Source organism: Methanobrevibacter sp. (assembly GCF_045646205.1).
GTDB lineage: Archaea > Methanobacteriota > Methanobacteria > Methanobacteriales > Methanobacteriaceae > Methanocatella.
This window is the reverse complement of record NZ_JAZRKF010000033.1, coordinates 25,363-47,458: the sequence shown is the minus strand read 5'-3', so window position 1 is coordinate 47,458 and position 22,096 is coordinate 25,363. Positions and strand designations below refer to the sequence as shown.

Annotated in this window: 26 protein-coding genes and 1 pseudogene; 8 read left to right on the top strand and 19 right to left on the bottom strand. The window is 33.3% G+C overall.

Annotated elements, in window-relative coordinates; all coding sequences use genetic code 11:
* Together ACKI44_RS06975 and ACKI44_RS06970 are read left to right on the top strand one after the other, a co-directional pair.
* Positions 1-573 (top strand): restriction endonuclease subunit S (locus tag ACKI44_RS06975; RefSeq protein ID WP_407422871.1); only part of this gene is annotated, 573 nt, incomplete at its 5' end.
* 72 nt (positions 574-645) lie between these two features.
* Positions 646-1,305: a restriction endonuclease subunit S gene (locus ACKI44_RS06970; protein ID WP_407422868.1), complete on the top strand. Its 660-nt coding sequence runs from the start codon at positions 646-648 to the stop codon at positions 1,303-1,305.
* Here ACKI44_RS06970 and ACKI44_RS06965 read toward each other — a convergent pair.
* Both ACKI44_RS06965 and ACKI44_RS06960 read right to left on the bottom strand, forming a co-directional pair.
* On the bottom strand, positions 1,272-1,877 hold the full coding sequence (locus tag ACKI44_RS06965; protein WP_407422875.1) for a restriction endonuclease subunit S: 606 nt from the start codon (positions 1,875-1,877) through the stop codon (positions 1,272-1,274). The genes ACKI44_RS06970 and ACKI44_RS06965 overlap by 34 nt on opposite strands.
* Positions 1,878-1,919: 42 nt before the next feature.
* Positions 1,920-2,432: pseudogene (locus ACKI44_RS06960) on the bottom strand (restriction endonuclease subunit S); the annotation flags it as partial.
* Positions 2,433-2,513: 81 nt separating this feature from the next.
* Between ACKI44_RS06960 and xerA the strand changes: the two are divergent.
* The 3 genes from xerA to ACKI44_RS06945 all read left to right on the top strand — a co-directional run bounded on the left by xerA (position 2,514) and on the right by ACKI44_RS06945 (position 6,593).
* Entirely contained in the window at positions 2,514-3,509 is a 996-nt protein-coding gene (gene xerA, locus ACKI44_RS06955) for a site-specific tyrosine recombinase/integron integrase (protein WP_407422866.1), read from the top strand.
* Between the two features lie 123 nt (positions 3,510-3,632).
* Entirely contained in the window at positions 3,633-4,394 is a 762-nt protein-coding gene (locus ACKI44_RS06950; protein WP_407422864.1) for an abortive infection family protein, read from the top strand.
* A 9-nt stretch (positions 4,395-4,403) separates the two neighbouring features.
* Entirely contained in the window at positions 4,404-6,593 is a 2,190-nt protein-coding gene (locus ACKI44_RS06945; RefSeq protein ID WP_407422862.1) for a tetratricopeptide repeat protein, read from the top strand.
* Between the two features lie 46 nt (positions 6,594-6,639).
* On the opposite strand, the gene ACKI44_RS06940 is transcribed toward ACKI44_RS06945, so the two are convergent.
* From ACKI44_RS06940 to ACKI44_RS06875, 14 genes are all read right to left on the bottom strand, one after another.
* Entirely contained in the window at positions 6,640-6,906 is a 267-nt protein-coding gene (locus tag ACKI44_RS06940) for a winged helix-turn-helix domain-containing protein (RefSeq protein WP_407422860.1), read from the bottom strand.
* A gap of 8 nt (positions 6,907-6,914) precedes the next feature.
* The gene (locus tag ACKI44_RS06935; protein ID WP_407422858.1) at positions 6,915-7,865 is read right to left on the bottom strand and encodes a hypothetical protein; all 951 of its coding nucleotides are present in this window, start codon (positions 7,863-7,865) and stop codon (positions 6,915-6,917) included.
* A 1-nt stretch (position 7,866) separates the two neighbouring features.
* Positions 7,867-8,889: a hypothetical protein gene (locus ACKI44_RS06930; protein WP_407422856.1), complete on the bottom strand. Its 1,023-nt coding sequence runs from the start codon at positions 8,887-8,889 to the stop codon at positions 7,867-7,869.
* Positions 8,890-8,901: 12 nt separating this feature from the next.
* Positions 8,902-9,759 (bottom strand): hypothetical protein, encoded by an 858-nt coding sequence (locus tag ACKI44_RS06925; RefSeq protein ID WP_407422854.1) that lies wholly within the window; start codon positions 9,757-9,759, stop codon positions 8,902-8,904.
* Positions 9,760-9,763: 4 nt separating this feature from the next.
* Entirely contained in the window at positions 9,764-10,789 is a 1,026-nt protein-coding gene (locus ACKI44_RS06920; RefSeq protein WP_407422850.1) for a hypothetical protein, read from the bottom strand.
* A gap of 14 nt (positions 10,790-10,803) precedes the next feature.
* On the bottom strand, positions 10,804-11,652 hold the full coding sequence (locus ACKI44_RS06915; RefSeq protein ID WP_407422848.1) for a hypothetical protein: 849 nt from the start codon (positions 11,650-11,652) through the stop codon (positions 10,804-10,806).
* A gap of 24 nt (positions 11,653-11,676) precedes the next feature.
* Positions 11,677-11,928, bottom strand: a complete 252-nt coding sequence (locus ACKI44_RS06910) for a hypothetical protein (protein WP_407414922.1) — start codon at positions 11,926-11,928, stop codon at positions 11,677-11,679.
* On the bottom strand, positions 11,929-12,078 hold the full coding sequence (locus ACKI44_RS06905) for a hypothetical protein (protein ID WP_292799589.1): 150 nt from the start codon (positions 12,076-12,078) through the stop codon (positions 11,929-11,931).
* On the bottom strand, positions 12,075-12,266 hold the full coding sequence (locus ACKI44_RS06900) for a hypothetical protein (protein WP_296811474.1): 192 nt from the start codon (positions 12,264-12,266) through the stop codon (positions 12,075-12,077). Before ACKI44_RS06900 ends, ACKI44_RS06905 begins: the two co-directional genes overlap by 4 nt.
* 66 nt (positions 12,267-12,332) lie before the next feature.
* Complete coding sequence (locus tag ACKI44_RS06895; protein ID WP_407414926.1) at positions 12,333-13,109, bottom strand: hypothetical protein; 777 nt, start codon at positions 13,107-13,109, stop codon at positions 12,333-12,335.
* Position 13,110: 1 nt separating this feature from the next.
* Positions 13,111-14,298, bottom strand: a complete 1,188-nt coding sequence (locus ACKI44_RS06890; RefSeq protein WP_407422846.1) for a hypothetical protein — start codon at positions 14,296-14,298, stop codon at positions 13,111-13,113.
* Positions 14,299-14,572: 274 nt separating this feature from the next.
* Positions 14,573-15,226 (bottom strand): flavodoxin family protein, encoded by a 654-nt coding sequence (locus tag ACKI44_RS06885; RefSeq protein WP_407422844.1) that lies wholly within the window; start codon positions 15,224-15,226, stop codon positions 14,573-14,575.
* Between the two features lie 32 nt (positions 15,227-15,258).
* Positions 15,259-15,384: a hypothetical protein gene (locus tag ACKI44_RS06880; protein WP_407422842.1), complete on the bottom strand. Its 126-nt coding sequence runs from the start codon at positions 15,382-15,384 to the stop codon at positions 15,259-15,261.
* A gap of 330 nt (positions 15,385-15,714) precedes the next feature.
* Positions 15,715-16,662, bottom strand: coding sequence for a hypothetical protein (locus ACKI44_RS06875; RefSeq protein ID WP_407422840.1), 948 nt, complete (start codon positions 16,660-16,662; stop codon positions 15,715-15,717).
* A 104-nt stretch (positions 16,663-16,766) separates the two neighbouring features.
* On the opposite strand from ACKI44_RS06875, the gene ACKI44_RS06870 reads away from it, so the two are divergent.
* Complete coding sequence (locus tag ACKI44_RS06870) at positions 16,767-17,348, top strand: TMEM175 family protein (protein ID WP_407422838.1); 582 nt, start codon at positions 16,767-16,769, stop codon at positions 17,346-17,348.
* An 18-nt stretch (positions 17,349-17,366) separates the two neighbouring features.
* Here ACKI44_RS06870 and ACKI44_RS06865 read toward each other — a convergent pair whose 3' ends face one another.
* A complete protein-coding gene (locus ACKI44_RS06865) occupies positions 17,367-18,677 on the bottom strand; it encodes a hypothetical protein (RefSeq protein ID WP_407422836.1) in 1,311 nt (436 codons plus the stop codon).
* A gap of 249 nt (positions 18,678-18,926) precedes the next feature.
* Here ACKI44_RS06865 and ACKI44_RS06860 point away from each other — a divergent pair, with 249 nt between their 5' ends.
* Positions 18,927-19,919: a tRNA-dihydrouridine synthase gene (locus tag ACKI44_RS06860; protein ID WP_407422834.1), complete on the top strand. Its 993-nt coding sequence runs from the start codon at positions 18,927-18,929 to the stop codon at positions 19,917-19,919.
* Between the two features lie 6 nt (positions 19,920-19,925).
* Here ACKI44_RS06860 and ACKI44_RS06855 read toward each other — a convergent pair whose 3' ends face one another.
* Together ACKI44_RS06855 and ACKI44_RS06850 are read right to left on the bottom strand one after the other, a co-directional pair.
* Entirely contained in the window at positions 19,926-20,495 is a 570-nt protein-coding gene (locus ACKI44_RS06855) for a TMEM175 family protein (protein ID WP_407422832.1), read from the bottom strand.
* Complete coding sequence (locus ACKI44_RS06850) at positions 20,492-21,067, bottom strand: TMEM175 family protein (RefSeq protein ID WP_407422830.1); 576 nt, start codon at positions 21,065-21,067, stop codon at positions 20,492-20,494. Before ACKI44_RS06850 ends, ACKI44_RS06855 begins: the two co-directional genes overlap by 4 nt.
* Positions 21,068-21,200: 133 nt before the next feature.
* Here ACKI44_RS06850 and ACKI44_RS06845 point away from each other — a divergent pair, with 133 nt between their 5' ends.
* Positions 21,201-22,091, top strand: coding sequence for a radical SAM protein (locus tag ACKI44_RS06845; RefSeq protein ID WP_407422828.1), 891 nt, complete (start codon positions 21,201-21,203; stop codon positions 22,089-22,091).
* Positions 22,092-22,096: the final 5 nt, after the last annotated feature.

Sequence of the window (22,096 nt, the reverse complement as noted above, 5' to 3'; positions counted from 1 at the left end):
AAATTAAGATTTGCAGAGTTTGAAGATGAATGGATACCTTATAAAATCGGAGATATCAGTGAAACTTATTCTGGTGGAACCCCTTCTACTTCAAAAAAAGAGTATTACGAAGGTAATATTCCATTTATTAAATCTGGTGAGATTAATAATAATGTTACTGAACAATATATAACTGAAGATGCATTAAAAAATTCATCTGCAAAGAGAGTCCAAAAAGGAGATTTATTATTAGCATTATATGGTGCTACAAGTGGTGAAGTAGCAATTTCTAAAATTGATGGTGCAATTAATCAAGCTGTTTTAAAAATAGACAATAATATGGACAATTATTTCCAATATTGTTATTTTTTAATGTATAAAGATCAAATTGTCCAAAAATATATTCAAGGGGGACAAGGAAACCTTTCAGCAAATATTATTAAAAAATTAGAATTTAAATATCCAAGTTTAGCCGAACAAAAGAAAATAAGTCAATTTTTCAGGTCTTTTGATAATAAACTGGAACTATATGAAAATAAGATTATAAAATACAATAATCTCAAAAAAGGTTTACTCCAACAAATGTTTGTTTAATTGCTAAATTTTTTATTAATTATGAATAATTTTTAATAATAATTCATTTTTTATTTTATTTAATAAAAAAATTTGATATTTTTAACAATACATATAATAAAATTATTTTACCAACTCCGATTTAGTGGATTTACCAAAGTTTGGGAATCCACAAGAATTGGCGAAATTGCTGAAGTTGTAGGTGGGGGAACTCCAAAAACTGAGGTTGAAGAGTATTGGAATGGTGAAATAAAGTGGTTTACTGCATCAGAAATTGGTAAAACAAAATATATCTTTGATAGTGAAAGACATATCTCCGATAATGGTTTAAAAAATAGTTCTGCTAAACTATTGCCAAAATATACTATATTACTATCTTCAAGAGCAACTGTTGGAGAGATAAGCATTGCTTTAACTGAATGTTCCACAAATCAAGGTTTTCAGTCTTTGATTACAAAAAATAATGTTGATAATGAGTTTATTTATTATTTAATTTCAACAATTAAAAATGAATTTTTAAGGAGATCATCAGGGTCTACATTTTTAGAAATTAGTAAAAATGAAATTAAAAGAATACCCATTAATATTCCAGAGTTATCTGAACAAAATAAAATATCTAATTTATTTTCGGCTATTGATAACAAAATTGAGATGTTAGAAAAAAAATGCCAATATTATCAAGACTTTAAAAAATATTTAATGCAAAGAATATTTTCAAGTCAAGACGATAAATTAAGAATTATGTGCACATAATCAAACATTTGTTGGAGTAAACCTTTTTTTAATTTTTGAAAAGTTAAAAATTGAATTTCATATAATTCTATCTTACTATCAATTTCTGTTAAGAAGAGAGATATTGTATTTTGAGTCTCTTCTGAAGGCATTTTAACTTTTAAATTTTTAATGTCATTAGAATTAATTGATTCAAATGTACTTCCTTGTGATAATCTTTCCCAAACATGATTGTCCTTTAATGACTGTAAAAGATAATAGATAAATTTATTTCCTTCTATTGAACAAACTCCTCTCCCAATACAGGATTCGAATTCGTTTATAGCCAAATCACCAACAGGAGCTCTAACAGTCATAATAATATCTCCAGGTTTTGAAATTTTAGTAATTTCAGATGTATAAACTCTAGGTACAACTTTACCATTAATTATATCTGCATTTCCTTGAATCAACACTGTATGAAAATTATTTTCTGAATAATTCTCTGAAGATGGAGATTGTCCCATGGTAATCTTACATACATCTCCCAATTTTACAGTTTTCCAATTTTCATTATCTGCAAATCTTAATTTCTGTGTGAAAATTTGTTGCATCAAATACTTCTTGAAATCTTGATAATATTGATATTTCTTTTCTAATAATTCAATCTTTTTATTTAAAATTAAGAATAATTTGGTAATTTTATTTTGTTCTCCAATATTTGGAAACTTAATTTTCATTTTAGATAAATTTCCACCAGATATTAATGCTCTTGTTGTTATAGAACTAAATTTTATAATATTATTGCGTTGCTTTGGTGATCTAAAATAATATGCAAAAAACAATGAATTTACATCCATTTTTGGCCTTGCTCTCAACAAAAATCCACTAAATACACATTTTATTTCTTTTCCAACATAAGCGCTTGTTAACCCTATTTCTTCTGATGTTTCTGAGGTTCTAGTAAAAAATAAATCATTTGGTTTTACAGAGTACCTTTTAATTTCTTCGTCATTTAATTCAACTAAACCTTTAATTGTATTTTCAGTATTTAATTCATAATTATTAACATCCATATAGTTTAAAATTTGAATACCTTTCCCAAAATAGTCTTTACCTTTGTTTAATCCATTTTTTATATCGAAAATATTTTCAAATTTATCTTCATTCCAATTTTCATTAAATCCATTAAATCGGAGATTATATTCTAATTAAAATTTCAAAATTAGATAAAATATAAATTATTTCTTATGAAAGCTAAATTAATTAATTTGATAAAAACCAAAATGGAAACTTTTTTAGATGAAAATCAGACTGATGAATTAGAAAATGTATTGATAACTGTTTTTAATGATTTTGAGATAATCAAAAAGGATTTAAAATTATCAATATTTGAATCCAAAGAAAATCAGGATTTGTTGGATGCATTTCTTTCTGCTAAAAGAGTGGAAGGTTGTTCTAATCGTACAATAGCTTATTACAGAACCACTATTTTTAAAATGCTTGATGGAGTTGGTCTTAAAATTGAAGATATTACTACTGATGATTTAAGAAATTATCTTGCAGATTATAAAGGTAAAAACAATGCATCTAAAAGCACTATTGATAATGTTAGGAGAGTACTATCAAGTTTTTTCAGTTGGCTTGAAGATGAGGATTATATTTTAAAAAATCCAGTTAGAAGAATCCGTAAAATTAAAACCAAAAAAGTTGTCAAAGAAGTAATTAGTGATGAGAATTTTGAAATTTTAAGAGATTCTTGTACTAACATAAGGGATTTAGCCATGATTGAACTTTTAGCTTCAACTGGTATACGTGTAGGTGAACTTGTAAACTTGAATATTGATGATGTTTTATTTAATGAACGAGAATGTGTAGTATTAGGCAAAGGTGACTCAGAACGTATAGTTTACTTTGATGCAAAAACAAAAATTCATTTGCTAAAATATTTAGAATCTAGAAATGATGATAATCCTGCATTATTTGTTGCATTTAAAAAACCATATAATCGATTGGGAATAAATGGAGTAGAACGTAGAATACGAGAATTAGGCCGTGAAGCTAATATCAAAAAAGTACACCCACATAAATTCAGAAGAACAATGGCAACTAATGCTATTGATAAAGGTATGCCAATAGAACAAGTTCAAAGACTTTTAGGCCATGTTCAAATTGATACAACAATGCAGTATGCAATGGTAAATCAAAATAACGTGAAAATTGCTCATAGGAAGTTTATTGGATAATTACTTTTTATTAATTTTAATTAAAATAATTATAATGGATTTAAATTTTAATATTTTATCGAAAGTGATTTATTAAAAATTGATTAAATCTATTTTTAAATAAATTATTATGGATGATTCTTCATGGTAAGATTAACAAATTCAGAATTAAAAATATTTGAAAAATTATTGATAAATGGAGGTTATGTTTTAGATTTTAATAATAATGATTTTGGTCTATTTGTATTTGATGTAACGGGCATAGATGTTTATGATAAGGAATATTTACAACATGTTGAAGAAATAATGGGTGGGTCATCTAAAGGAAAAATTCTAAAATATTTTTTACATAATGAATCTGAACAATTAGTATTACAATTACTAAAAGAATTACTTGAATATTTAGAAGTGTTAGATGACGATATTTTTGAAGTAAATGTTAAACAATTAAATTCTGCTAAATTAATTTTAGACAAACATACTACTGCAGATTATCTAATTGAAAGCGGTTCTACTGAAGAGAAAATCGATAATTTAATTGAAGATATTAATCAATCTATTATTGATGGAAAACCAGAATTTACTTTGGATAGATTACATACATTAATGAATAATTATGTAAAAGAGTTATGTGATAAGTATAATATTGAATATGATAATCAGGAAAGTTTAAATCAAATATTTAGACGTTATGCTAATTTTACTAATCAAAAATTAGAATCTGATTTGTCAAAAACTATTTTAGTTCAAACAGGCTCAATTTTCGATAAATTTAATACTGTTAGAAATAATCAATCATATGCTCACGATAATGATATTTTAAATAGAGCAGAATCTTTATTAATTTATAGAAATGTTGTTAATATATATGAATTTATAAAAACTATTGAAAATGATATTTTTTAGAGGATTAATATGGAACTTAAAGAATTAAATGAAATGGATAAAAAAGAACAAGATAGGGTAAATAATCTTATAAAAAAACATAAATCAGATAAAAAGATAGATATAAATATTTTTTATGATGACTTTAATTTAGATGGACCTTACACTAGTTATAATCCTATTTCTTCTGTAGATTTAAAACCTTTCCAACTAGTTCCTTTTTTTAAAAATATCATCATTGATATTAAACCATTTAAAAATAAAAATGAATTTGAAAAATATTATGGCATGAGTGTTGAGAGATTAGTTGATTTAAAAGGACAGGGATTATTTAAATTTAGATTAACAAATAATTATTCTGAATATTATGGATTAGAAAATGATTATCTGGATCTTATTTTATATAATAATCCACCAATATCCAATGTTGTTAATAGGGCACATGGATTATTAATTAATAACAATGATGATTCATTACTTGATATTTTTAATATAATTGGAGATGATGAATTTAATTTTGGAAATTTATTAAATTTAGATTTAGGTGTTTCTGACCCAATGGTATTGTCTGCAATGGATATGATGGCTGCGTTTGGAGATAAAACTAAATGTGGGGATGACTTTGAATATAAAAAGGTTGCTGTTAATAATTTTATAAATCTTTGGGCTTGTGGATATAATAAAATAAATGATTTCTTCAAAATCCTTTTACAAATAGGGCAAGGCCGTCTTGATTGGGTCTTTTTATTTTCTAATGTTTATGCGAACTTCTTTTCAAACCCTGTTTTAGAATCATTAAATGGTACTCATATGATAAATTCAAAATTAAAGTACTGGGCTGATGATTTATCTATTTTAAAGTTAGATAAGATTTTTGAAGATCCAAATATTCCAGATGGTTTTGAAAAAGCAGATCAAACATTTTTGAATTCGGATGTTGCAAAAATAATGAATGAAACAATGCCTATGAATACTTTATTAAATGATTATGATTTAGATGATTATGATTTCACCGGTGCAATTGATGCATTAAATAGTTTAGAAAAAATTGTCGATAATAAAAGAGAAAAAGATATTGTAGATGCATCTCTAGAATTAAAAAATCAATTGTCTTTAGCTAGTGATATTGCAGGGAACATGCAAGAAAATAAATCATTTAGTTATGATACAGTCAATAAAATATCCTTGGGATTTAGTTACATTGGTACCTTGGGAAGTTTTGCAGGAGGCTCTGAGTACTCTTTATTGTCTACAATTAGTTCTGTTATTAGTACAGCTTTATCAACATTATCTTCGACAAATTTATTTAATACTCTTTATGATGGCATTAATAAACTAAATAAAGAAAATCATATTTGTTATATTTATGATAATTATGATAAATTGAATTTTTCTATTGCAGAAAGGATTTATGATGTTGGTGCTGATAGAAATTTTTTAATATTTAATGATAACTTGACTAATAAATATCATTATTATGAATATTTATATAAAAATATTCCCTCTTTAAAAGTTTTAATTGATATTAATGCCCAAAATACTATTGCTGAAGGTTATGGTGTAAAAGTAGATAATCCTGTAATGAATTATGAATTAAATAAATTTATTAAAGAAATTTCATTAAATTCTAAGTTAAAATTATTGTTGCAACATTATTTTTTATATGGTGTTGGTTATTTCATTAATGATTTTAAAAGTGATGGAGCATTTAAAGATGTGAATGTAATTAACCCCCATTATGTTCGTACAATTAATAAAAATGGTAAAAAGTATTTTAAAGTTAATTTAAATGGGATAGAAACAGTTTATGGTAATGATAAAATTAGCAGTTTTGAAGGATGCTCATTAGTTGAAAAATCCCTACCTATTTTTGATTCATTTTATTATGATATAACTAAAAAATCAGACAGGCCTTCTTTATATTATGATGTAATTCTTAATAATAGAGACTGGTGTGAAAAGAATCCTTTTAAGATAGATGAGTCAATTAAAGTTACTAAAGAATCATTGGAGTTATGTAATAAATTAAATAATAAATCTCATAAAATCCTGTTACTATTCCAATTAGGAATGTTATATCAGATTAGAGAAGATTATGAATTGTCTTTAGATTATTTTGAAGACTCGTTAGAAGTTCTAAACCAATGCCAAAGTGATAATTTGATCGGATATCATAATAAAATACAAACACAAATTGACAAAGTTTCAAAATTAATATGAGTATGTTATTATTAATGATGTATGTAAGTAGGGACATTAAATTAATTTATTTAATTTCTTTTACTATTTCTTCACCCTTATCCGTTAATCTATACAATCTACCTTTTCTAACTTCAGGATTAATACATTCAACCAGTTCATGCGCTTTCAATTCAGATAATACTTTTGAAATATGGTTTGTCCTAATCCCAGAATCATTAGCTATGGCAGTTGGTATTTTAACATCTCCATCTAAAGATTTCATTACTTTTGTCCGGTACTTTGAGATTTGCACATAGCTAATTTCTGTTAACATTTCATCAGATAATTCCATAATATCACTTATGAACTTCTTACAAAATAAATTGTATCGTTATCATAGCTACTTAACGCATCATACGCTGCTTGAGTCATGAACCTAAATTTACCAAAGACTCCATATTCAACACCCATGTAAACTGGACCTGTTGATTTTGCCAAATACATCTGTATGCTTCCGGAATGTTTCAGGGGTATCACTGAATACGGATCAAGAGATTCTGTTTCCCATGATGTCCCATTATACTCTTTAATTGCCATAACAGAACTGGTTACAATAGCTACACGATAACCTGCACTGACACCAGTAGGTAATGTTGTTGTAGTCAATATTTCATCAACTGGTAGTTTCCATCCTGCTTCTTCATCACTACCTTGGCCGGTGCCTCCGGTATCTCCTTTTGGGCCAGTTGCCCCAGTATCTCCCTTAGCTCCGCTATCGCCAGTATCTCCTTTAACACCTTGAGAACCTGTATCTCCAGTATCACCTTTTTCTCCTTTTATGTTTCCTACATTTTCCCAAGCATTATTAAGCCAAACATAAAGGGAACCATTAACCAAATAGCCATCTCCATCATTACCAGTTGGATGTGCAGCTATTAATTCTTGGTAAGTGTTATACGAACCTTTAATAGTAGTACCAATGCCAGTAGCTCCAGTGTCCCCCTTTGCGCCGGCCGGTCCAGTATTTCCAGTAGCTCCTGTGTCTCCAGTATCTCCCTTAGGTCCTTGTTCTCCTTTCTCTCCAGTTGCTCCAGTCTCGCCCGTGTCTCCTTTACTGCCAGCCTCACCAGTTTCTCCCTTATCACCTGTATCACCTTTTGGTCCTGCCGGTCCGGTATCACCAGTTTCACCTTTCAATCCGGCCAGTTGTTCTGGTGTGAAATCTTCATATGTGAATGCATCGCCGGTGTCTCCTTTCTCTCCTGTATCTCCGACTACTCTTCCTATTGCTATCCATTCTGTTTCTGCCATTTTATTCCTCCTCATGTGTCCATGGTTCAACTTCTATGCTTTCAAATTGGATGTGTCCTCCAGCATCATAAATCATTACAGCAGGATAGAAAGTGTCAAACGTTATCTTATCACTTGCATCTCCTTCATAGGTATAGACATTGGTTGTCCCGGCCCTTATTGTTGCCTTGACATAACCATTATCATAATACAGGTCAAAATAATAGAGCTGCGAATCCAAAGTCAATTGTCCTGTTGTAACATTTAAATCCCTTACTACATGATCTGATGTTGAATATTTCAATCCTTTCTTGCCGGGATATGCTCCCAATTCCAAAATCTTAGTGTCTCTGTAATGGCTTAATGATTTTGAATTGACTAAAGCTATTGCATCTCCCCATCCCTGATTGCTGTCCTTTTTCTGGTAAAGTGCCACTTCAATATGGATTCCATTAGTCCCTCCAATGCCGTTGGCATATACTTTTGGTATTGCCATTGCTACACTTGAGCTTCCAACGTCCTTTGCCAGATTAAACACTTCCGAATAATTCACTTCATCAATGTCAAATGTGTGTGAAATGCTTGTCGGATATTTGACAATGTCAAAGTTTTCAGGTTCATAGTTCCATGCGTAATCTGAAAAACTTTCAAATGGAACACAGGAATAGCTAATGTTTATGACATCCTTTTTTCCGACTTTACATACTACAGTTCCACTACCTCCTTCAACATACTGCACTGTAACAGCTGATTTTCCGTTACTATCAGTTCTAACAACACTATGAACTCCATTAATCCACCAGTCAACAGGAACCCCATCATCTTCCAGTGTCACACTGTATTCAAATCCTCCTGGAGTGACTATATTTGACTTTACTGTGCCCAATATTGTCACTGAAAACATCAAAGCAAGTCTTTCTGCGAGCTCGAATATTGTGAGTGTATTGTCCCACCAGATATTATACTCCGTCAGTTTGTTTCTGATTTTTGTTCGAGTAGTTCCAAGTCTTGTGTTTTCTAAAATAACATTGCTTGCTATGCTCACATTAACATCCTCCTATTCAGGTTCATAATATATTTTGGTTTCCCATGCATTGCAGGTGGTATGGCTATATGATTTGTAGCCGTCAGACCCGAATGCACCAAAGACTATCTCATCCGAATTCCATGTGTCAAAGGGATCCCATGTTCCAGACAGCAGTTCATTTCCGTTTGTGTCCTTGAAAAGGTAGCTCATCTCATAGTCATCGCCTTTCTCCAGAATCATTGTTCCTGAAGGAAATGCATGGTCCTCGTCATACACTGAACTCCTCTCAAGTCCCCATCCGTCATCAAGTGAAAATACTCCAGGATATCCACCAACGGAACCTATGAATGTTCCAGTATATCCTCCGGCATTATAGTCTTTAACCATTCCTGATTCGCTGCCGTTAGCATCAATCAGAAATCCTATTCCCATCAGTCCGTTCCATCCGTCGGTAATGTTGAATTTTGATTCTATTCTCCATCCGTTATTGTCACCGTAATAGAATGTTCCAGGTGTTGTGATGAATTTGCCGAATGCCGCCGTATAGTACCATCCGTCCTCTTCGAACTGGTCTTGAGTGGTGTCGTTTGTATATGCAACATGATATTTTCCGTTGTTGGAACTTGACCATGATGCTGCAGCGATGTTTGCCATCTTATACAATGTTCCAAGTTTTCCGGCAGTATTCGGATTGACATTAACATCCGTTTGAAATATCGGAAGAATTTCGTACTTGTCTATCAGCTGATTAATGGTATCTGATTGACTATAACTGATTCCAGCACCTGTTAAACCTGCTCTTAAGTTATTTCTTAAGGTTGTCAGCCTGGAATTCATTGTCTGTTCATTGGCTAGAATCTGTGAAAAGTCAGGTGGTGTAAAAGTCATTTAGTTAGCTCCCCAATAGATTTAAGTTAGCAGTTTGTGTGGATGTTATTGTTCCAATGCTAGTTTGTAAGTTTTCAATAGCTGTAGCTACCGGTGCGTTTTTAATTGCATTTGTTGTATCAGTAGTGTCCAAACTGCTTGCAAGGTTGACTGGTCCGGTTGCACCTGTTGCTCCAGTATCACCTGTGTCACCTTTAGCCCCAGTATCACCAGTAGCTCCTGTTGCTCCAGTGTCACCAGTGTCACCCTTAGGCCCAGTTATTTCATTGAAATAAATAACGGCCTCAGTATTTGCACCTGAAAATATTATCTGTCTGTGGGCACTGTCTTTGTATACATCAATACTTTCGCCCTCATCTCCAGTATCTCCGGTGTCACCCTTTGCTCCGGTAGCTCCAGTATCACCTTTAGCTCCAGTTTCACCAGTAGCGCCTGTATTTCCTGTATCACCTTTCGATCCAGTTTCACCGGTTGCTCCTGTATCTCCGGTATCTCCTTTTGGTCCTGCTGGCCCTGTGTCTCCCGTGTCACCTTTCTCACCAGTTTCTCCGGAACTTCCGGAACTAGCTATTTTAAAACAATTAACGTAATTGTATTCATCAGAATCTTCTACCGGATGCAGTGCCAAGAATTCGCCTGAAGAATCTTTAATGGCTCCGTTTTCACTTAATTTGATTTTATCGGCCGGTGCAATATCACTGACATTACTTGCCAGTTTAAGTCTGTATAATTGACCTAACACTAACACACTGGCTTTTCTGTGGCCATTATCCATAACAACCGGATCATTAACGATGATGCCTATCGGCACTTCATCATTATCGCCGGTGTATTTTTTAACCATTTCTTTTCCTATCTGTGAATTTGGAGAGATTGCAACAGTATCTTCAGGATATAGCTTAGCAGTGTATTCATAGCCGATATCCTGGCCGGTTTCGGTCACTACTTCCTTTGATGTTATATCTCCATCGTCCAGGAGAAATGTTGTGACTTCTTTTCTTGCTTCCAATAAAACTATTTGATTTGACATTAACATCACCTATTTTACATTAACACTTCGTATATGTGGTCACCTTTTACATTTGGATTGCATTTGATATTCATTCCGTATTTTCTGGCCTCGCTGCAGAAATACAAGTCTTCAGAAAGTATTGTATCATTATCATAGATTACATACTTGAAATATGGATAGGCCATTTTTCTAAAGACATTAACATTAACGAGAGCAATTCCGAGACCGCCTCCTTTAACTTCAAAGGGATTATCAAGTTCAGACAAGGATTTCCCATAAATCATGTTTTCATTGTTAAAGTCTTTTCCAAAGTCAAAGATGACAGTCTCATCTGTTTTTGTCCTTTTCTTGAAATACCATCCTAAAGCAATGTCTGTATCACATGCCAATAGCTTTAAAAGAGTATCCTTAGGAACACTAACGTCTGAATCCACCATCAGTACGTAATCAAAGTCATGTCTGATTGCAAGTTTTGCTATTTCGTTTCTTGCACGTGCACAGTCATAGCCTTTAACATAATCAAAGTATAGATTAAACTCTTTTGGGTTAGTTAACCCATAGATGCTTTTGAAGCATTCGGGTTTGATGGTTTCAAAGGTTGGAACTGCAATTAGGATTTTACCTTTCATCAGCTTCCTCCAGCTTTTGAAGTCTTTCATCCAAATCATCAATAACGTCCTTATCTTCCCTCTCGCATCTAACTCATAAATGTCAATTAATGCTACAATGACAATGGCTAATGTAAACGGCAATAGTCCTTCGATTAAAGCATACTTTGTGGCATTGGTCATGATAATGTTGATGGCCAGAGCTGTTAAAACGGCACTTGATATTGTTTTGGTGAAGTTGCATATGATTATCTTCTTTTTTAATTGGTTCATGATAACAATATCCTCCAAAGAAGTTTATTGTTTTTCAGGGTAACCCAAAACTCTTTTAGCTTTTTGTTTTGCGTCTTCAACATCTCCTTCGCCTCTTATTCTGCTTGCGTAATGACTGGCTATTCCCAATACGATCATGAGAATACAATAGGGGATTGTGTTTTCACTGATTCCCAATGCCTCTGAGTATAACATGATGATTGGAATGGCTGTAACAAGAAATGAAGTTAAAATGTCAATGTCCTTTCTGTTTTTCTCCAGGAATTCGTAAATCATTTAAATTTCCTCCTCTTTGTATGTGTGGCTTAAAATAACGCCGTCAACAAGAATCTTTTCTTCTGACTGGTACACTTCTTCAGCGTTTTCTTCTATTTTCATCCAGGACTCGTACTCTTCAACTGTTTCAAAGTATTTTATGTATTTCATTGTGCCTCCCAAGTTATTGAGTAGTATAATATTCCATCTTCGATTTTAAATGATATTATGGGTTTAACAGCGTAAGGATAACCTGAATCGACATATCTTGTGCCGTTCCAGTAAAACCAGTGGCCTGTTGACTGGTCGATGTATGGTCCTTTGTTTTCTAAAGTTCCGACGAGTTTCCTTATTGTCATGTTAATCCCTCACTAATAATATTATATATTTTATTATGTAATTTATTATATAAATTATTATTTATTTTATATAAAATATACATTTTGGCCATCATCACAACCTTCCCATTCCATGTACAATTTGTTGTCTTCCCATACGAACCTTACATTATTGACAATAGCTACATCCGGAAGTTCACAATAGGTAACGCCGTCAGCATCCTTGACATAATTGGCCTGCGCCATAATGTTTGATTCTGTTGGTACAATCATGTTTACCACATGAGTTATCTCATCCTGTTCAAAACTGCAGTCTCCAAGATCAATGCAGTTCTGGGATTCAGGATACATTTCCACCTCAGACATCTGGCGGTAAACTCTAATGTAATCTGTATCCTCATTATTTTGGAGATTAACGATTGAAAGCAATCTTAAATCATGTCCTTCAACAGGATTGCATTCACCGTCACTGTCAATGTAGATTCTTGTATTTGGCAATATATCTTCAGCTACTGGCCTTTTGAGTTTCAGTCTGAAAACATCACCAAGCACTGCCACAGTAACAAGAGTCAAACCTGAAGTCTTGACTTGGACTTTGCCTAAAAGATAACCGAAAGCCAGTTCACCTGCCTGAGCTTTTCTGACTATTGTATGCTCCATAGTTGAAGACATGTCCAATGTTACCATATCCCCTACCGCACACTGATTGGAACAAATCCAAGCAGTATGCTCATCATTAACATATGTCCTTTCGCCCTCATCAAGAAGGCAAGCTATTACGTCCATTTTCTGCGTATGTTCAAGGCCTGTCGGATATCCACGGCCATGTCCTATTGTTGATGAATCCTGATAATCTATAATCATTTTAAAACACCCAATCCCAATTATGGTTAATAATTTTATCTGGAATATGAAGTCCAGTATCGCTCATGTCCTCATCATTGGCATCCCACATTAACGTTGAGCCTTTGTAAGCTTTGGTATACTCATGACTTCCTTTATATAATCGAATGCCAGTTTTATCCCTTTCAGTTACAGTTACCTGGGCAATTCCATTAGCTGCAAACAAGGGGGATGGAAATACCATCAGCCATTTTAAATCAACATAGTTGAAATCTTCAAAATCAGTTGTAGCATACAATGTTGGAGAGATTTCAATCTCAGCATAATTGGTTTGATAAATTTTGCTTTGATTGTTCCTGCTGAATCCTTCAAGATAATCTGATGTATTTGATGAACCGGTTCCCACACGGTCATGAAAATGATATTGTTTCCAGTTTCCCTCCTCATCACTTCCCTCGTTGTAGGCGTCAAATGAACTGGCCAATACTAAAGTTTTTGCACCAGTAAACATGCAATAATCTTTTTCACCGCCCCAATAGCAGGTAGTAGCTTTTACATTGGACTCATCAGGTGAGAGAGTTCCATCAATTTGCATCATCATGCCTCCAATGGTTGAACCATGATATGTTGCATTATCATTAACAAAAACATTACCGTTAATATATTTGAATCTGGCTACAACAACACGATTGTTGGCTAATGGTTGACCTGAAGCAAATGTTGTAAATAAATCAGTTGGAGAAGTTCCCTCAAGGTTTGGAACAAATCTGGCTCTTAAGAAATGCCCTCCATCTGTTGAATCATTATTTGATGATAAACCTGAGTAGTTCATGAAAAATTGTGAGTATGTATCATTATTTGCATCAAACATTAATACATCATTACCAGTTGATAAAGTGCTTGAAAATGCTGTTCCGGTATCATGAACGTCCAAGAGTAGCTTTGTGGTTTGTGAAATCTGACCAACAGGAACTCTTGCAAGCATTGCTGCACCTTGTGGTCCATAAGATGGAATGTATAATGCCTGACTTTCAGTACCGTTAGTGGTTTTGATTTTCAGGTTTTTCAAATCACTTCTGAAATAATTGGAGTAAGAACTGCTTGCTAAATTGTCCAAGAAGATATAATCATAGCTGGATGAATAGCTGCTGCTTCTCTGGTTGTAATTGCTCATGACAATATTGATTTGTAATTTTTTCTGCAATGTCATGATTAATAATTTATTATCCTTTTTATATAAATTATATAATAAAAAAAGTAATATTAACATTAACATTAACATTAACGATTCAATATTCGGATTTTGTTTTCCCCTACACTTTGATATATATGTGCGGGTTGAAAGCAAGTCGAATATTAACAACCACGATTGTCAATGTGAGATATGTATCAGATAATTAAAACCAGAACCCTGCTTTTGATTTAATTGACATTAACATTGATAAATTCAATAAGCAAAGTATGATTAGAAATAAAAAAAAGATTTATTCCCCAGATATTCTTCGGCCCAGTTCATAGGCTCTTTTTAAATCTTTGGGAAATTGTGTTTTATTGCTTTGATCTTTGAGTTCAGGGTCAAACATATTATTCAGATATGCTGAATACTGTTTGAACTGTTTTGTATCATAAACATATAGCGCTTCACATTCTCCGAATATGTTTGTAAGATATCCCCTCATTATTGCAAGTTGCTCTTCACCATTGAAATAACTCATCTCTTCTGTGACATTCATTGTATAAATCATTGCAGTTTTGATTTCTTTTTTGATTTTGGAAATTCTGTTTCCTTCCTCATCAAGCAGATAAGTGTCTGCTGCAAACAATAGTCTTTCAAGGAATGCCTGAGCAGAAGATGTGATTGAACCATAATATATTGGTGTACCAATAACAATAGCATCTGCCTTAAGACATTTTTTAAGAATTTCTTTTAAATCATCTCTCCAGTAACATAATGGATTATCTTTGTTTTTCTTTAAGTGACATGCAAAGCAGCTCATACAGCCTTTGAAGTCATAACTGTATAAATCAATATATTCAACTTCAGCACCATTATCTTCAGCACCTTTCACTACCTGTTTACATAGTTCCGCAGTATTAGCCTTTTTCCTTGGACTCGCATTAAGAACAATAATTTTCATAATATATTATTTCAAAATTAAATTAATTAAATTTAATCAATAACATTAATGATAACAATAGCCTTAGCCAAATCCAGACTAACATTAACCTCAGCCATTATCAGAAACTTGCTTTTGAAAAGTAAATCCTCTCTTGTCAGGATTGTGTAGGTAAACAACTAATAAAAGATTATGTTCCGTCCGAGCGTAAGCGAGGACTGGACGCCTTGAGCGTTAGCGAAAGGCTATACTATAGACATAACAATAATGTCATTGTCAAGTCCGAGGAACAGGGGCTTGTCCCCCTGTTCCGAGTTTATGGATTTGGCATAGATGAATTTGTCAAATTTAAGAACCGACCCTTTAGCGGTCGGTTCGGGGTTAAGTTTGGTAAACTTAATTATAATTTTTAAGGAGAAGCGTCACATTAAACACTTCCCCAACAATAACGAGTTTCCTACATATCAAAAATTTTAGCTCCGGTGAAAAGCAATAAAACACCATCATCGCTAAATTCTGGTACGATTAAAACCCATATCTTTTAATATCTTATTATATTCTTCACGAGTTGTAAAGGATGGTGCATCTTCATCTCCAGTGTTGCCAGTTTCACCAGTTTCTCCAACATCACCAGAGTTTGAAGGATTGCGGCCACCAGGAGTTGAACCATCATTACTAGCTTCAATTTTAATTCTTCTCTCAGCCAGTTTTTCCATTAATTCCATATCAACATCACCGGACAATAGCTTATCAATTATCTCTTTATCCTGAGGGTTTTCATTATAATTAAAGTTGTATTTGGCTTCGTATTCTTTTATTTTCCTTTCGTTTTCAGCTTTTCTTAATTCAGATAATTCTTTTAGAATATCATCTTTAGAATCTATAAATTCCTTATTTTCTTCAATAGCTTTTTTAATCTCATCATATTTTTTAGATTCTTCTTTAAGATTATTTATTTCATCCTGAAGCTTTCCAATCTCAGCATCTTTACCTTGCAGCTTCTCTAAAAGCAAGCTAGTTGCGACATTAGCATCTTTGCTAGGTGCAGGCTGAGGTTGTGGTGCAGGTTCAGGATTTCCAGTTTCACCAGTTATTTCAGAATTCAATAGGGTAATTTTTCTAGGGTTTTTAGTTACACCGACATCTATTAAGCTCATAGTATCAATTCCAAATGAATCTCCTTTATCTTTTAATAAGACATCAACTTTAGGAGATAGGCCTTTTCCTTCCATATCCAGTTCGTCCGGAACTTCAATGAATAGCTTTCCTTCCTCATATTCAATATTATTTCCGATGCCAACGTAGATATTGTCATGCTCTGAAGTTAGTGGAATTCCTCCTCTATAGTTTTCAGCTATTAGCTTTAGATCATCTTCGCTCCATATTGCAGGTTTGTCAAGTCTATCATCCAGGTCGGAGTAGTCATATGATCCGATTTTAAAAAGTTCATGTTTCATCTTATCACATTTTATTATATTATTTATTATATATTTTATTACTTATTTTATATAAACTTTTATTATAAAATAATTCAAATAACATAAATTCCAAATACAATACCATGGGTGAAGAGAATCTTATGGATACAAATAGGCTTGAAGCTTTTTATGATGCAATCATTGCAATTATAGTGACAGTGCTTGTTTTGGAATTGCCTCAGCCTGCAACAGCATCCCTTGCATCAATCTGGGCTTTAAGAACATCCTATTTCGCATACTTCATAAGCTTTCTTGTGTGCGCCAACCTATGGCAATACCACCACATTATCTACAATCATGTCGACAAAATCAATACAAGGATAATCTGGCTGAATATCCTTTTGATGCTCGTTTTTTCACTTGTTCCTTATATTACGACTTTTGTTGCAAACAACCCCAATTCATTCATTCCGCAGGCGATATATGGCCTGGACTTCATTGCGGTTGACATAATTCTATTTGTAATGGCAAAATCATTGCTTAAAGTCAACGAGGAAAACAGGGACTACATAAAAAGGGCGATGAACATTCAAACAGCATTGTACACTCCTTTTGTAATCTTCATATTTGGATTTGTCATTGCGCTTTTAGGCTATCCGATTGCGATAAGCATATGCTGTCTGATAACAATGGTAAGGTCAATAATAGCTTCCCTGAGAAGCTAAAAAAGGATTGAAGCATAATTATACTTCAACCCCACTTTCAGTTAGGATTCTCTCACCTACAGGCTGTTCCTCTTCAAAGTTGGAAAGATAATTCTTATAGATTTCATCACCTTCAGAAGACAATTCCATAATGTATCTTAAAACATCATCTCTTGAATAGCTGAAGTAAATATCCAAACTTTCACTAATGCCCATCAGCTCCAGTTGCATATTCAATAACTGATTGCAATACTTTAACACCCATTTCTGGTCGTTGGCCACATTAACTATAAACCCTGTAATAGCCGAATCGTTAATGTATTCTGCCACATTCTGGTTGGATTTTTCATTACCTGCCTGAGACTGTGGAGTTACAAATGTCCTTAAAATATTATTCCTAAAGATTTCAGTTTGTCTTGTATAATCGGACTGGTAGTTGTTACCACCAAGTATTTTAGATTCAATTCCTGGAGGTACAATAGCTACATTACTTCCAGCAGTAGTTCCATAATCAGCATAAAGATTTTCCTTAGCAGTGGATGAAAGTTCAGTAATATATGGTTGACCGTTTGCATCCATTGCAGGTTTAACTTCAATAATATTGTCCTTGTTGATACGTTCCACTTGATTTCTCTCCAGATTACACTTGTGGTATATATCATCAAGGCAATTTAGGATAATGCTTTGAGCTTCACAGTATATTTCATTATACATGAAGTTAATGACCTCTTCAGGTTCATACTTGACCGTTAATGTTCCCTCTTCGACACTAACATAATTATCAAACTCTTCCGGAGATCCGTTAACAATATCCTTAGGCATTTCATGAAGGTATAGCTGCACTTCATTATCATCATTAAATTCTTTCTTCAATCCGTAACCGTGTGCGCCTATTTCTAAGAATACTGGTTTAATGTATTTGCCAATGCTTTTATCCCAACGTTGAACAGGCTTAATAAGGCCTTCACCATCAACCATTCCACCCTGCAGAATATTTTTAGCTACTTGAGAAATGTCAATTTTTCTGGCCCACAAAATTAATGTCAATTTCTGCTCTTGAGATAATTTGTTTTCCTTATCAACAAGAACCATATTAACATTAGCTTTATCAATTCTGTTTTTCAAGATACCTGAAGTGTAACCGTCAAGTTTAACAGCATAACGTGCATTAGCTATTGTTTTATTAATAACTGGTGGAAGTGCATCATGCAATTCAAGGCCAGTATTGATTCCATCAGTTCTAGGTTGTCTTTCATCTTCACCCCAATAGCTGCGCTTGGTGTTGTACTGTTCCACCCTATTATTCAATAGTCTAGTTTTAATATAATCAGTAATTCCCATAATAATCATTTCATATATTTTATTATATTATTTATTATATTTTTTATATAAAATAAGTAATAAATTATATGGTGCATTATTCAAAATAATTATTTTCGATTGGTACAATAACTTTATCAATACTGATTTTCAATGCCTCTTCAGTTTTGATAATGTCTTTGCAAAAAAACAACTCCATCCCAAATACTTTAAATTTGAAAACTAGTTAGTTTAGAATTACTTATTTATTTTTATACTACTTTTTACTAATTACTTTTCATGAAAACAATATTTGACAAATGCAAATTAGGGAATTTGAAACTCAACAGCCGCATTATCAGAACAGGCCTTTGGGAATCCCAGCAAAATGACTTGGATGCAATATATGACAGATACGAAAGAATAGCATCCAGTGGCGTCGGACTGATTACTTCAGAGTTATATTCAATATATCCCAAAGACAAATTCATTGAACATTCATACAGGATGGACAACCTGAATTTCATGACAATGGCAAGAAAACTGGCCGAGATAACACATAGCTATGATGTTCCTATTTTTGGCCAGGTTGAATTCATCAAATACAACAGAGGCATCGATTTGGACATTCCGGTCAATGATTTGACAATCAAAGACATCAGGAAAATCCAATCAGATATTATTGAAGCAGCTCAAAAGCTGCAATACTGCGGTTTTGACGGTATTCAATTGTCTGTTGGGAACAATTTTTTCCTATCAAAGTTCATAAATCCATATTATAATCAGCGCGAAGACGATTATGGCGGAAACGTTTTGAACCGCATGCGAATGGTGCTGGAGCTGATTAAGGTAATGAAGGACAATCTGGATTTGCATGTTTCAGTTAAAGTCAATTCCTTTGATGAAAGAAAAGATGGTTTTGATTCAGCAGAAAGTCTTGAAGCATGCAGGCTGCTTGAGAAAGTTGGTGCAGATTCTATTCAGGTGACAAGACCCCTGTCCCCATTGTATTTCACAAAAAAACTGTCCGCAGAAGATGAACTCATAGATTATACAACTAAATTAATCGATTCTGTTGACATTCCTGTAATAGTGGGCGGTGGATTCAACAACAAGGATCATATGAATGAACTCTTAAACACCACAAACATTGAATATATGTCCATGTATAGGCCTTTCGTATGTGAAAACGACTTTTTAAAGAACTGGAAAAACGGAAGTTCCACACAGTCAAGATGTCTGATGTGCAATAACTGCTACAGAACCAAAAAAAGCACCTGCTATCATTTTTAAGCATATTCAGTATATTCCAAGATAACTCATAATCCATGAAGCAATCAGACATCCGAAACATGAATACAGAATTGCCGGAGGATATGCAACATAACCAATCACCATTCCCACAACAATAATCAATATAATGACAATAATCTTTTTGGTAATGATTTTAACCCTGTTTTCAAGTTCCTCATTACTTTTGTCAATATTTTTCAGGATATAACATGATTCGAGGAAGAATAAGTCGATTACAATGAATATTCCTCCATAGAGAAACAATGGGAAAAATGCATCAAAATCACTGGTAATCAGACTTGTCAGGTATGGAATGAATGACAATACAAACATTGATCCTGCGCCAAGCCACATCACTCTGTGGTCTATCTTTTCAATGTAACCGAAGAATTTCTGATGATTGTTCCAGAAATTATAGCATAAAAGAAAGCTCACGAAATATGCAAAGAAATTCATTTTCAGTGCAAACATTGAACTCCAGGTAACCGTTTCAGGAACCGGCAAATCAAGAACAATTATCGTAATGATAATTGCAATTATTGCATCTATCAGGGCTTCAAATCTCTCGGAATTCATATTATCACGTCCTTGAAATGCCTGAATGTTATAATCCAGAACAGGACTGCAACCAAACAGGAAATCAATATTGCAGGAGGAAATGCCAGATATCCGACAACAAATCCGATGAAAATGAAAATCATTGGCGTGTTGACATGTTTATTCAAATAATCTCCTTGCATCACCTGTTCATTATCAGTATTGTGGTTGATTCCGGATTTGACTGTTAAAACATAAAATATGTGAATTCCAACCAATGTTAACCCGTACATTGTCTCGGCAGGAAGTGAATAAAGATTTTTAGATGCCATGCTTGTGAAATAAGGCAAAAGTGACATTGCAAACAGTGTAAATCCCTGCATCCAGACCGTCAGCTCATCGACATCATCAATGACATGAAAAAAGTTATGGCTGTTGTACCATACATTAAAAATGATCAGAAAACTAATGAAATAAGCCAGAAAACCTTCTTTAATAGCCCAAAACCCGTCCAACGTCAGGGATGTTGGCTGGGCTAATTTCAAAACAAGAATGGTTAAAATGATTGCGATGATCGCATCGCCAAATGTTTCCAATCTTTGCTTTTTCATGATATAATATTGTATAAACTGATTATTTAATAATTAGGTAAGTTTGAACTTACAGGTAATGCAATACTTACTTTTCAGTTTATATACTATCGTTTTCATAATATTGACTACAAATAAAATGAGGTAGATTAGAATGCATTATACAGGACCAGTTTACAGACCCCCTCCAGAAGCGGACACCCCACTTTTGGAAATCACATACGGATGCTCATGGAACAGATGTTCATTCTGCACAATGTATCACGATCAGAAATTTGGAATTTCTCCGCTTGAGGATATTGAAAGCGACTTGAAGGAAATGTCAAGATACTATCCGAAAGACCTGAAAAAGATTTTTGTTGAAAACGGTGATGCCTTCTCCCTTCAATCACACAGGCTCCTTGAAATCAGCGATTTGATTCATAAGTATTTTCCTGAAGTGGAAACAATAGCCTGCTATGCATCAATCAGAAACATCAAACCGAAATCACTTGAAGATTTGAAAAAACTCCGACAGGCAGGTTACGACTGCTTCTATATCGGACTTGAAACAGCATATGATCCTGCATTAAAGCAGATGCAAAAAGGATATACTCAAGCCGATGAGTATGAGCAACTGAAAAAACTGGAGGATGCCGGAATAACCTACAATGTCATTGTAATGTATGGTGTTGCAGGAAAAGGAAACTACAGACAGAATGGCGAAGAAACCATAAAACTGCTCAACAGGTTCAAGCCAAAAATGATTCTGTCCATGTCCACTGCAGTACGGGAAAATACACTCCTTGAGGAAATGGTTGAAAATGGAGAGTTTGAAATACCTACCGAAAGGGAAATGCTTGATGAGGAACTTATGCATCTGGAAAACCTGCAGATGGATGATGACTGCCTGTACTTCGGAGGACATATATACAATTTAAGCAGAATTACCCAATACTTCAAATACCGAGATGACATGATTGAAAGATTCAAGAAAAGAGTTGAAGAAATTGATAAGAACAATCCTGGATTACTGGATTCAATACTGCCGAGAGGACATTTATGATGTGA

Coding starts and splice junctions, on each gene's coding strand:
- ACKI44_RS06885 (WP_407422844.1), bottom strand. CDS start 15,226: ATGAAAATTATTGTTCTTAATGCGAGTCCAAGGAAAAAGGCTAATACT.
- ACKI44_RS06920 (WP_407422850.1), bottom strand. CDS start 10,789: ATGTCAAATCAAATAGTTTTATTGGAAGCAAGAAAAGAAGTCACAACA.
- ACKI44_RS06910 (WP_407414922.1), bottom strand. CDS start 11,928: ATGATTTACGAATTCCTGGAGAAAAACAGAAAGGACATTGACATTTTA.
- ACKI44_RS06950 (WP_407422864.1), top strand. CDS start 3,633: ATGGTAAGATTAACAAATTCAGAATTAAAAATATTTGAAAAATTATTG.
- ACKI44_RS06860 (WP_407422834.1), top strand. CDS start 18,927: ATGAAAACAATATTTGACAAATGCAAATTAGGGAATTTGAAACTCAAC.
- ACKI44_RS06965 (WP_407422875.1), bottom strand. CDS start 1,877: ATGCAACAAATTTTCACACAGAAATTAAGATTTGCAGATAATGAAAAT.
- xerA (WP_407422866.1), top strand. CDS start 2,514: ATGAAAGCTAAATTAATTAATTTGATAAAAACCAAAATGGAAACTTTT.
- ACKI44_RS06935 (WP_407422858.1), bottom strand. CDS start 7,865: ATGGCAGAAACAGAATGGATAGCAATAGGAAGAGTAGTCGGAGATACA.
- ACKI44_RS06915 (WP_407422848.1), bottom strand. CDS start 11,652: ATGAACCAATTAAAAAAGAAGATAATCATATGCAACTTCACCAAAACA.
- ACKI44_RS06850 (WP_407422830.1), bottom strand. CDS start 21,067: ATGAAAAAGCAAAGATTGGAAACATTTGGCGATGCGATCATCGCAATC.
- ACKI44_RS06875 (WP_407422840.1), bottom strand. CDS start 16,662: ATGAAACATGAACTTTTTAAAATCGGATCATATGACTACTCCGACCTG.
- ACKI44_RS06890 (WP_407422846.1), bottom strand. CDS start 14,298: ATGACATTGCAGAAAAAATTACAAATCAATATTGTCATGAGCAATTAC.
- ACKI44_RS06845 (WP_407422828.1), top strand. CDS start 21,201: ATGCATTATACAGGACCAGTTTACAGACCCCCTCCAGAAGCGGACACC.
- ACKI44_RS06855 (WP_407422832.1), bottom strand. CDS start 20,495: ATGAATTCCGAGAGATTTGAAGCCCTGATAGATGCAATAATTGCAATT.
- ACKI44_RS06895 (WP_407414926.1), bottom strand. CDS start 13,109: ATGATTATAGATTATCAGGATTCATCAACAATAGGACATGGCCGTGGA.
- ACKI44_RS06905 (WP_292799589.1), bottom strand. CDS start 12,078: ATGAAATACATAAAATACTTTGAAACAGTTGAAGAGTACGAGTCCTGG.
- ACKI44_RS06870 (WP_407422838.1), top strand. CDS start 16,767: ATGGGTGAAGAGAATCTTATGGATACAAATAGGCTTGAAGCTTTTTAT.
- ACKI44_RS06925 (WP_407422854.1), bottom strand. CDS start 9,759: ATGACTTTTACACCACCTGACTTTTCACAGATTCTAGCCAATGAACAG.
- ACKI44_RS06945 (WP_407422862.1), top strand. CDS start 4,404: ATGGAACTTAAAGAATTAAATGAAATGGATAAAAAAGAACAAGATAGG.
- ACKI44_RS06865 (WP_407422836.1), bottom strand. CDS start 18,677: ATGATTATTATGGGAATTACTGATTATATTAAAACTAGACTATTGAAT.
- ACKI44_RS06900 (WP_296811474.1), bottom strand. CDS start 12,266: ATGACAATAAGGAAACTCGTCGGAACTTTAGAAAACAAAGGACCATAC.
- ACKI44_RS06940 (WP_407422860.1), bottom strand. CDS start 6,906: ATGGAATTATCTGATGAAATGTTAACAGAAATTAGCTATGTGCAAATC.